Annotated in this window: 6 protein-coding genes; all 6 read right to left on the bottom strand. The window is 73.5% G+C overall.

Annotation, left to right across the window (positions count from 1 at the left end; all coding sequences use genetic code 11):
* On the bottom strand, window positions 1-763 hold a 763-nt coding region (locus E1283_RS29190; RefSeq protein ID WP_132821172.1), incomplete at its 3' end, for an ABC transporter ATP-binding protein.
* A 19-nt stretch (window positions 764-782) separates the two neighbouring features.
* A complete protein-coding gene (locus tag E1283_RS29185; protein ID WP_132821171.1) occupies window positions 783-1,967 on the bottom strand; it encodes a M24 family metallopeptidase in 1,185 nt (394 codons plus the stop codon).
* A gap of 1 nt (window position 1,968) precedes the next feature.
* Window positions 1,969-2,820, bottom strand: coding sequence for an ABC transporter permease (locus E1283_RS29180; protein ID WP_132821170.1), 852 nt, complete (start codon window positions 2,818-2,820; stop codon window positions 1,969-1,971).
* Between the two features lie 3 nt (window positions 2,821-2,823).
* Window positions 2,824-3,753: an ABC transporter permease gene (locus E1283_RS29175; RefSeq protein WP_132821169.1), complete on the bottom strand. Its 930-nt coding sequence runs from the start codon at window positions 3,751-3,753 to the stop codon at window positions 2,824-2,826.
* The gene (locus tag E1283_RS29170; protein ID WP_132821168.1) at window positions 3,753-5,312 is read right to left on the bottom strand and encodes an ABC transporter substrate-binding protein; all 1,560 of its coding nucleotides are present in this window, start codon (window positions 5,310-5,312) and stop codon (window positions 3,753-3,755) included. The genes E1283_RS29175 and E1283_RS29170 overlap by 1 nt, the downstream gene beginning before the upstream one ends.
* Window positions 5,309-6,493, bottom strand: coding sequence for a C45 family autoproteolytic acyltransferase/hydrolase (locus tag E1283_RS29165; RefSeq protein ID WP_132821167.1), 1,185 nt, complete (start codon window positions 6,491-6,493; stop codon window positions 5,309-5,311). The genes E1283_RS29170 and E1283_RS29165 overlap by 4 nt, the downstream gene beginning before the upstream one ends.
* Between the last annotated feature and the right edge of the window lie 164 nt (window positions 6,494-6,657).

The raw sequence follows: 6,657 nt of genomic DNA, 5'->3' as shown, positions 1-6,657 counted from the left end.
GGACGGAGGCGACCAGGGCGCGGGTGTAGGGGTGGGTGCCGTCGATCAACACCCGTTCCGTGGGCCCCTGTTCGACGACCCGGCCGCGGTACATGACGACGACCCGGCCGCAGACCTGTTCCACCACGCCGAAGTCGTGGGTGATCAGGACGACGGCGATGCCCGTCTCCCGCTGGAGTGCGACGAGTTGGGCCAGCACCTGGGCCTGGACGGTGGCGTCGAGGGCCGTCGTCGGTTCGTCGGCGATGACCAGCTCCGGCTCGTTGACGAGGGCGAGGGCGATCATCACGCGCTGCCGCATGCCGCCGGAGAACTGGTGCGGGTACTGGCGGGCCCGCTGCTCCGGGTGGTCGATGCCGACGCGGTCCAGCAGTTCGACGGCCCGGGCGCGGGCGGCGGCCCGGTCGGCACCGGCGTGGTGCAGCCGGTACGCCTCGGCGAGCTGCTCGCCGACCCGGCGGTACGGGTTGAGGGCGTCGAGCGCGTCCTGGAAGATCATCGCGACCCGCCGGCCGCGTATCGCCCGCAGGGTCCGCTCGTCGGCGCCCACCAGTTCCTGGCCGTCCAGCGTGACGGAGCCGGTGACGGACGTGGTGCGGGGGTCGTGCAGGCCGAGGACGGCGAGGCCGGTGGCGCTCTTGCCGGATCCGGACTCGCCGACCAGGCCGACGATCTCGCCGGGAGCGATCTCCCAGGAGGCGTCGCGGACCGCGGGGCGGCCCCCGAAGGAGACCGTGAGGTTCGAGACAGACAACAGTGACATGTCAGGGCTCCGGGTGCGGTCAGACCTGGATCAGGTCACGGCGGGTGGTGGTGAGGTACTCGAAGCCGGTCTCGGTGATCACCACGCTGTCGGAGTGCTGGAGGCCGCCGAAGCTGGGGATCCGCAGGTTCGGTTCGATGGTCAGCACCATGCCGGGGGCCAGTACCAGGTCGTCGGTGGGGCCGAGGCTGGGCTGCTCGTGCGGGCCGAGGCCGAGGCCGTGGCCGACGCGGCCCGGCAGGTAGTCGCCGTAGCCGTGCCGCCGGTAGGCGGCGCGCGCCGCCTCGTAGACGTCGGCGCAGCTCAGGCCGGGCCGCAGGTGCGGCGTGACCTCCTCGGTGATGGCGAGCAGCGACTCGAACGCGGCCTGGCGTTCGGCGTTCAGGCGCCCGACGGCGACGGAGCGTTCGTTCTCGGTGTGCATGCCGTCGATCGCGGTCCAGATGACGGTCCACTGGATCTCGCCGTCGACCGGGCGGCGGTCGGTGGGCGGGGCGGAGTTCATCGGGACCCGGTCGCCGACCAGGGAGTAGGCCCAGAGGGAGTTGAAGACGCCGCCCTCCAGGTTGCCGAAGTCGATCGCGATCCGGTCGGGGTACCGGGTGGCCCAGGTGTCCTGCATGGCGCGCATCGCGGCGGCCGAGACCTCGACCTCGCTGCGCCGTTCGGCGACGGCGGCGAGGACCGCGTCCATGCCGGCGTCGGCGACGGCGGCGGCGACCCGCAGCGACTCCAGCTCGGCGGCGTCCTTGACGTAGCGGGCCCGCATCAGGGCCTGGCCGGCGTCGACGAAGGTGGCCTCGGGCAGGGTCTCGGCGAACCTGGTGAGGTGGTTGTGCGGCAGGAACTCGCCCTCGATGCCGATCCGGCCGCCGGCCAGGCCGCGTTCGGCGAGGACGTCGGCCAGCACCTGCCACCAGTGGTCGGGGCCGATCTCCTTGGCCCACCGGCCGTAGGGGCGGATGTCGGTGATCAGCGAGACCCGCCGGGAGGAGTGGGCGCGCAGCGCGTGCAGCACGAAGACGGGTTCACCCTCGGCGGGCAGCACGACGAGCGCGGGGTGGGAGTAGATCACCGGCGTGTAGCCGGAGAGGTAGAAGGTGTTCTGCGGCTTGAGGACGATCATCGCGTCGACGTCCGCGGCGCGCAGGTTCTCCTGGACGCGGGCCCAGCGGGCCTTGACGGTGGTGGTGTCGGGCAGCATGTCAGACGGTCCTCGTGGCGGTTGTCGGGAGGTGGGTGGCGCCGCGGCGGCGGCTGGCGAGGCGTTCGCCCAGCAGGTTGGCGGAGATCACCAGGGCGACCAGGCCGAGCCCCGGCAGCACGGCGATCCACCAGGAGCTGAGCAGCTGGCCCTGGCCCTCGGAGACCATCAGGCCCCAGTCGGCTTCGGGCGCCTGGGCGCCGAGGCCGAGGTAGCTGAGGCCGGCCTCCATCAGGACGGCCCGGGACAGGTCGAGGGTGGCGGTGACGGCGACCAGGCCGCGCACGCCGGGCAGCAGGTCGCGGACGGCGACCCGCCAGGCCGGCACGCCCTGGGTGAGGGAGGCCTCGACGTACTCGCTGGTGCGCAGCGCGAGCACCCGGGAGCGGACCAGCCGGAAGTAGGTGGGCCAGCCGGTGAGGGCGATCACCAGGACGAGGACGGCGGTCGACCGGCCGCCGAAGGAGAGCACCAGCAGCGCCAGCAGGATGGAGGGCAGGGCGAGTTGGATGTCGGTGAGCCGGGAGAGCAGCTGGTCGAGCCAGCCGCGGGCGAAGCCGGCGGCGAGCCCGAGGGCGGTGCCGAAGACGCCGCCGCACAGCACGGCGAGGACGCCGACCAGCAGCGGGGTGCGGGCGCCGTGGAGGAGACGGCTGAGCAGGTCGCGGCCGAGCTGGTCGGTGCCGAGGAGGTAGCCGTGTTCGCCGGGGGCGGCGTTGGTGTGCGCGAGGTCCTGCGCGAGCGGGTCGTGTGGGGCGAGGACGGGGGCGAGCAGGGTGACCAGGACGATCAGGCCGAGGACGGCGGCGCCGACGGTGCCGGCGTTCAACCGCCGGGGCTTGGGGTTCCGCATCGGTCAGCTCCTCTCGCTCGCGTGCCTGACCCGCGGGTCGAGCAGGCCGTACAGCAGGTCGACGATCAGGTTGACCAGGACGAAGGCGGTGATCAGGAAGGTGAGGTCGGCCAGCACCAGCGGGTAGTCCTCGTTCTGCAGGGCGGTGATGACCAGTTGGCCGACGCCGGGCCAGGAGAAGACGCTCTCGATGATCACGGTGCCGCCGAGCAGCGCGCCGGCCTCCAGGCCGAGGATGGTGAGGGTGGGCAGCATCGAGCCGTGCGCGGCGTGCCGCAGCACCCGGGCGCGTGACATGCCGAGGGCGATGCCGGTGCGGGTGTAGGGGCGGGAGAGTTCGCCGCGGAGGCTGTTGCGGAAGACCCGGGCCAGGGGCGGGGTGACGCCGCAGGCGAGGGTGAGGGCGGGCAGCAGCAGGGCTCCCGCGCCCTCGGAGCCCGAGGTGGGCAACCAGCGCAGCTGGACGCCGAAGATCCACACCAGCAGCACGCCGATGTAGAAGCCGGGCACGGACTGGGCGAGGAACACCAGCCACATGGGCCACTCGCGGCGGGCGCCGCCGCCTTCCCGGGAGCCGGACCACAGGCCGGCGGCCGCGGCGGCGACGCAGGCGATCAGCAGCGCGGTGCCGGCCAGGGTGAGGGTGGCGGGCAGCCGTTCCAGGACGACGTGGAGCGCGGACTGCTGGAAGGTGAGCGAGTCGGGGAAGTCGCCGCGCAGCACGTCGCCGAAGAAGGAGACGTACTGCTCGGCCAGCGGCCGGTCGTAGCCGAGGGCGTGGCTGAGTCGGGCGATCTGGTCCTCGTCGGCGCCGACCGGCGCCATCATCACGGCCGGGTTGCCCGAGGAGTGCAGCACCAGGAAGACGGCGGACAGGGCGCCCCAGACGGCGACCAGGGTGAGGCCGAGGTGGCGCAGGACGAAGCGGACCATCACGCGGCTCCCTTCCAGGACATCTCGGCCGGGCGCACCCAGTCGTCGGGGCGGGCCCGCCATTCCAGGTCCTTCGCGGCGGCGTGGATGCCGGGCTGGGGGAAGAGGAAGAGGACCGGGGCCTGTTCGCGGGCGCGGCGGGCGGCGGTGGCGTAGAGCTCGTTCCGCCGGGCGGTGTCCTCGGTGGTGCGGGCCTCGGTGACGGCGTCGGTGAACTCGGCGTCGTCCCAGTAGGCGTAGGGGCTGTCGGCGACGAAGAGCCCGTAGAGGCCGCCGGCGGCCAGGGTGGGCCAGGCCTGCGTGATGTACTGCATGTCGGACATGTCCTGGTCCACCAGGTACTTCTGCATGTAGACGGTGAACGGGATGCTGTTGATGTCGGCGCGGATTCCGACCTGGCTCAACTGCTGGGCGACGGCCTGCACGATGAGGTCGCCGGCGACGTACTGGCCGGTGGGGACGGTGAGTTCGACGTGCAGCCGGTTGCCGTCGCCGTAGCCGGCTTCGCGCAGCAACTCCCGTGCCCGGTCCGGGTCGTAGGGGTAGCCGCTGAGCCCGTCGGCGTAGCCGGCGTAGTCGGCGGTGAGGAGTTGACCGGGGCTCGGCTCGACGGTGCCCTTGAGCAGGCTCTCGGTGATGGCCCGCTTGTCGACGGCGTGGTTGACGGCCTGCCGCACCCTCAGGTCCCGCATGGGGCCGGTGAGGGTGTTGAGCTTGATGAACGCCATCCGGGTGGTGTCGAGTTGGTGGACGGTCAGCTCGCGGTCGGTGCGCAGCCGGTCGAGGTCCTGGGGGTCGAGGCCGGCGACGAGGTCGAGTTCGCCGGAGAGCAGCCCGGAGACGCGGGCCGCCTCGGAGGGGGTGATCCGGTAGGTGACGTGCCGGACCGCGGGTGCGGTGCCCCAGTAGTCGTCGCGGGCGCGCAGTTCGACGATGCCGCCGGGGCTGTAGCGGGTGATCTCGTAGGGGCCCGAGCCCATGGTGGCGGTGGCGGGGGTGTGGCTCTCGGCCCAGGCGGGGCTGAGCAGGTAGAGGAAGGAGAGCGCGCCGAGCAGGTCGGCGTCGGGCTCGCTTGTCACCAGGTCGACGGTGCCCGCGTCCACCTTCTCGGCGCCGGTCAGCAGCGGGAAGTTGGAGGTCATGCGCAGCGCGTTGTCCGCGTCGAGCAGTCGTTCGACGTTCCAGAGGACGACGTCGGCGTCGAGCGGGGTGCCGTCGGCGAAGGCGGCGCGCTCGTCGAGGTGGAAGCGCCAGCGGGTGGGCTCGACGCGGTCCCAGGAGGCGGCGGCGTCGGGCCCGATGGAGAGGTCGGGGCGCCGGGTGACCAGCGACGAGTACACCGAGGACAGCACGGAGAGGTCGGTGCCGACCGAGGTGGTGTTCATCGGGTCGAGGGTGGTGACGGCCGCGGAGAGGCCGATGACGACCCGCGAGTCGCGGGCCCGGGAGCCCGAGGTGTTGGAGCCGAGGCAGCCGGCGAGGGTGCCGGCGAGCAGCGCGCCGCCGCCGAGGCCGAGGAAGCCACGTCGGGAGAGGGCGCGTCGGGAGTGGGCGCTCATCGGTCGGCCTCCGCGAAGACGGCGCGGTCGGAGGCGCAGGGGTTGCCGAGGGTGACGTAGAACGCGCCGGCGGGGAGGGCGGCGATCGAGGCGTAGGTGGTCTCGGAACCGGCGCCCGCCACCTGGTGCCGGCAGAGGGAGTTCTGCGGGTAGCCGTCGTGGTCGGCGAGCAGCGCGGCGAGCCGCCCCGGGGTCATGCCGCGCGCCGCGTCCAGGGCCCGGCCCGCCACCTGGTCGCGGTGGTAGGTGGAGGCGTTCTCCTCCGGCGTGGGGGCGAGCGGGGCGGTGGCGGCGCAGACGTAGTGGTTGGTGAGCACGTGGCGGTCTGCCTGGTCGCGCACCACGACGTCGTCGGCGGTGGCCTCCAGGGCGAGCCGGCCGCCGGCGGCGTCGGCGACGGCCAGGTTGAGGCCGCTGATCCGGGGCTGGGCGCGGAGCAGTTCGGCGAACGCGGCGGCGCTGTTCGCGCGGCGCAGCAGGTCGTGCGAGTTGATCAGGATCCAGCCGGTGCCCGAGGCGCGCCAGTCGACGTCGGTGCGGTGGCTCCACACGCCGGAGGTGGACATGGCGACACCGGCGTCGTTGATGCCGCTGCCGGGCCAGAGCACGCTGCCGGCGACGGTGACCTCGGCGAGCCGGCGCCCGTCCGGGTAGCGGCGGCGGAGCACGACGTGTTCGACGAAGTTGCCCGCCATGTCGCGGGTCTTGGCGAGCAGCGAGGTGTCGGGGGCGGCGTGTTCGCCGGCGACGATCAGCTGGCTGCACTCCTGGGGGAGCCAGCGGAGCACCATGTGGGCGGGGAGGTTGAGGGCGAGGACGTCGCGGAGCGGGGCGTCGGCGCCGTCGGCGATGCCGGCCAGTTCGGCGTACTGGTCGGGGTCGGTGGCGCGCGCGAACGCGGCGTTGGCGTCGAGGCAGTCCTCGTAGCGGGCGCGGGCGGTGTCGTCGGCGCAGAGCTCGGCGATGTCGCGCCGGACGGCGGCGATGTTGGCGGCGATGGCCTCGCGCGCGGCGCGGCCGTGCTGGCGGCCCTGCTCGGCGGGGGTGCCGGTGAGGTCGAGGTAGCCGGCCGCGGGGTCGGCGGCGGGCGTGGAGTGGGGCGCCAGGCCGAACTCCGCCCAGCGCCCGGGGTGCGCGGCGGGCGGTGCGGTGTTCGGTGGCGGTGCGGTGGTTCCGGTCACTGCGGAGTCTCCTGGGGGGCGCGGGCGGGGTGGCCGAGTCGGGCCAGCACCTCGGCGGCGACCTGGTCGGTCTCGTGGAAGAAGGCGGCGTCGGTGCCCGGTCGGGCGCCGATGGCGGTGGTCCAGCGCACCCCTTCGAGGGGCACTCCGACGGCGAAGAGGCC

This window comes from Streptomyces hainanensis, from assembly GCF_004348415.1.
In the GTDB taxonomy this organism is placed as follows: Bacteria; Actinomycetota; Actinomycetes; order Streptomycetales; family Streptomycetaceae; genus Streptomyces; species Streptomyces hainanensis.
Note: the sequence above shows the minus strand (reverse complement) of the source record. Positions and strands in the feature narration are given on the sequence as shown.

Bases quoted from the DNA above. Each gene is read 5' to 3' on its own strand.
- E1283_RS29175 (WP_132821169.1), bottom strand. From the start codon at position 3,753: ATGGTCCGCTTCGTCCTGCGCCACCTCGGCCTCACCCTGGTCGCCGTC.
- E1283_RS29185 (WP_132821171.1), bottom strand. From the start codon at position 1,967: ATGCTGCCCGACACCACCACCGTCAAGGCCCGCTGGGCCCGCGTCCAG.
- E1283_RS29180 (WP_132821170.1), bottom strand. From the start codon at position 2,820: ATGCGGAACCCCAAGCCCCGGCGGTTGAACGCCGGCACCGTCGGCGCC.
- E1283_RS29170 (WP_132821168.1), bottom strand. From the start codon at position 5,312: ATGAGCGCCCACTCCCGACGCGCCCTCTCCCGACGTGGCTTCCTCGGC.